Below are 3,391 nucleotides of genomic sequence, written 5' to 3' on the forward strand. Positions count from 1 at the left end.
GAACACCGACTGCACCAGATCGTCGGTGAGCAGCGCCTCATATTGGCCGAGGCCGGGCGTCGGCAGCGTAAAACTCCATTTGACGACGCCGAGGAACGGCCAGGCATAGGCCAGGACAAGAAACAGGAGCAGCGGCGCCATCAACAGCGCCGCGCCCATCCTGTCGGAGAGATAGGATCTCATGTCCACCCGATTATCCCGGCCCTGATCAGGCCGAGATGATCTTGGTGTATTCGTCGAGCGCCGGCCCGTAATTTTTGGCGTACCAGTCCATGTCGAGCGCGATCTGCTTCTTCATGTTCTCGGGATCGACCGGGTTGATGCGCTTCTTGTCGGCCGTGATCAGCGCGTCTGCCGCCGGGTTTGCAGGACCTTGGCCGAGCTTGTCGAACATGACCAGCTGCTTTTCAGGGTCCTGGGCACTGGCGATGAACTTCATCGCAGCGTCCTTGCCGCCGGGGTTGTTCTTGAGCACGGCCAGCGCACCGGGCGAGATCAGTCCCTGATCCCAGATGAACTTGATCTTGCCGCCCGAATCCTGCTCGATCAGCGAAGCGCGCGTCGACCAGACGATCGCCATCGAGGCCTCGCCATTGAGCAGCACGCTCTGGCTTTCGGCGCCGCCACCCCAATAGGCAACGACGTTTTCCTTGAACGCGGCGATCTTGTCATGGGCGCGCTTGAGGTCGAGCGGGTAGAGCGACGCCGGCGCGATGCCGTCGGCCAGAAGTGCTGCTTCCCAGCTCGATACGCCCCATTTGTAGAGCGAGCGCTTGCCGGGGAATTTCTTCACGTCGAAGAAATCGGCCATGCCGGTCGGCGCGTCCTTGCCGTACTTCTCGGAATCATAGGCGATGACATAGGAGAAGAAATAGGTCGAGGCGGCGTATTCCCAACCAAAGCCGGGCCGCATCTTCTTCTTGTCGACGATGTTGTAATCGATCGGCTCGAGAGCCCCTTGGGCGCCGAGCGTGATGGCCGAGAAGGGGTCTACGTCGACGAGATCCCAGGTCGGCGCGCCGCTCTTGAACTGCGCGGCGATGGCGCCTTCGGTCGGACCCGAACCGTCCATCTTGACGGCGATGCCGGTGTCCTTGGTGAAGGCCTGGCCATAGGCGGCATCATAGGCGGTGATGGCATCGCCACCCCAGTTGACCAGCACCAGTTCCTTGGCCTGCGCAAAGGCACCTGTCGAGCGCAGCAGCATCGGCGTGCCGGCCAGCACGAGTGCCGCCAGCTGTGTGAACTGCCGGCGCGAGATCTCGCCGCGACCTGCCCTGGCGGACAGGCTCTCGACGGCTTGTTTTTTGTTGTCATGTGTCATGTCAGTTCCCCTTTTTTGTTGTTGATAGTGCCGGAAAGCGGTGGAGCGACATCTCGCCACACCGTCGTCATTGCCCTCCATGCGGAAGGAGGAAACCCTTTTCCGCCGGCCAGGTGAGCCAGACGGAATTGCCCTTGCTGAGCGCTGCGGCCGCCACCTCGTTCGGCACCGAGACGGTAACCTTGGCGCCTTGCCGTGTCGTCAGGTCGAGCCGCGTCGCAGCACCGAGATAGGTGGAGTTGGTGGCGGTAGCGGCGATGCCATTCTCGCCATCCGCCGCCTCGCCCGATATCGACATGTATTCGGGCCGGATCGCCAGGATGGCATCGCCGCGCACGAGTTCGGCCTTGCAGCCCATGCTGACCGCGCGGTCTTCGCAAAGGCCGGTCGAGCCATTGCCGGCAGGCTTGACGCCCTTCAGCGGCAGCATGTTGATTTCGCCGAGGAACTCGGCGACGAAGCGGTTGTCCGGCCGGTCGTAGACTTCGTCGGGCGCTCCGACCTGCAGCAGTTTGCCGTGGTTGAAGATGGCAACGCGCGACGACAGCGCCAGCGCCTCGCTCTGGTCGTGGGTGACGAAGACGAAAGTGGTTCCGGTTTCCTGGTGCAGCCGCTTCATCTCGGCCTGCATCTGGCCGCGCAGGCTCTTGTCGAGCGCCGAGAACGGCTCATCGAGCAACAGCACGCCAGGTTCGAACACCAGCGCACGGGCCAGCGCCACGCGCTGCTGCTGGCCGCCCGACAGTTGCGCCGGCAGTTTCTTCTCGTGGCCCTTGAGACCGACGCGCTCGATCATCTCGCCGACACGGCGCTTGATGTCGGCGGCCGGTTTCTTGCGCACCTTGAGTGGGAAGGCGATGTTGGCTTCGACGCTCATATGCGGGAACAGCGCGTAGCCCTGGAACACCATGCCGGCGGCACGTTGCTCTGCCGGTCGGTCGGTGATGTCGACGCCGTCGCTGAACAGCTTGCCCTCGGTCGGCTGCACGAAGCCCGCAAGGATCATCAGGAAGGTGGTCTTGCCCGAACCCGACGGCCCCAGCAGGGTCAGGAACTCGCCACGGCCGATATCGAGCGACAGATTGTCCAGCGCACGGAACGAGCCGAAGCTCTTGCCGATCCCGATTGCCTTGATCTCTGCGGCACGGCCGGGTTGCTGCATACTGCCCTTTCCCTAACGCTTGTCGAAATCGTAGGCAGGGTGCCGGCTCACCGCAACCGAATAGTTTTCGCGTGATCGGCAAATTCCATTCATCTATGGCGAGATGGCGCCGCCTTGCCCTCAATACGGCAGAATGCGGTTCTCCTGGAGTTTCGACCGCAGCCATCCCGCGAACGCTTCCAGCACCGGATGCGAAGCCTTGGCGTGTTCGGAGACCAGGAAATAAGAGCGTGGCGACTTGATCGCGATGTCGAACGGCCTGACCAGCCGGCCCTCGCTCAGCGCCCGCCGGCTGGTCAGTTCGTCGCCCATGGCGATGCCCTGGCCGGCAATCGCCGCCGAAAAGACCAGGTTCATGTCGGAAAAGAAGATGCCACCCTCGATGTCGGGGTTTTCCACCTTGGACAGCGCCAGCCAGCGCGCCCAATCCTCGGTGTCGTCGAGATGCAGCAGGTTGGCGCGCAGCACGTCCGACGGTCGGGAAAAACCGCCGACCTTGTTGAGCAGCGTCGGGCTGCAGAGCGGCGTGAACGAGATTTCGCAGAGCGGCTCGACCGCCCGGTTCGGCCAATTGCCGACACCAAACGCAATGAAGGCATCGGCATCTGCGTTGCTGACATCGTCGAGCCGGCGCGGCGTCAGGATGCGCAGCGCCACGTCAGGATACATCTGCCGGAACTCGCCGATATGGGTGCACAAGAACAGCGAGGCGAAGCCGGGCGTGCAACTGACGGCGAACGAGCCGCCGACGCCGGTGCCGGCGTCCCGCGTCACCGCATCGCCCAAAACGGTGAGCGCCTTGCGCACGTCGCTGGCATAGCGCTGGCCGCGCGGCGTCAGCGCCACGCCCTTGCCGATGCGTTCGAGCAGGTCGAAGCCGAGATCGCGCTCCAGCAGACGAAGCT

The 3,391-nt window shown here is 63.4% G+C and carries 3 protein-coding genes and 1 pseudogene; all 4 read right to left on the minus strand.

Features of this window, described 5'->3' with window-relative positions; translation table 11 throughout:
• Positions 1 to 183 (minus strand): annotated as a pseudogene (locus EN994_RS23595) (ABC transporter permease); the annotation flags it as partial.
• Between the two features lie 25 nt (positions 184 to 208).
• Positions 209 to 1,324, minus strand: coding sequence for an ABC transporter substrate-binding protein (locus EN994_RS23600; protein WP_013532645.1), 1,116 nt, complete (start codon positions 1,322 to 1,324; stop codon positions 209 to 211).
• A gap of 67 nt (positions 1,325 to 1,391) precedes the next feature.
• The gene (locus EN994_RS23605) at positions 1,392 to 2,486 is read right to left on the minus strand and encodes an ABC transporter ATP-binding protein (RefSeq protein WP_013532646.1); all 1,095 of its coding nucleotides are present in this window, start codon (positions 2,484 to 2,486) and stop codon (positions 1,392 to 1,394) included.
• Between the two features lie 120 nt (positions 2,487 to 2,606).
• Positions 2,607 to 3,391: LysR substrate-binding domain-containing protein (locus EN994_RS23610; protein WP_127307838.1), on the minus strand; the 785-nt coding region annotated here is incomplete at its 5' end.

Source organism: Mesorhizobium sp. M7A.F.Ca.CA.002.09.1.1, assembly GCF_003998555.1.
Lineage (GTDB): Bacteria > Pseudomonadota > Alphaproteobacteria > Rhizobiales > Rhizobiaceae > Mesorhizobium > Mesorhizobium ciceri.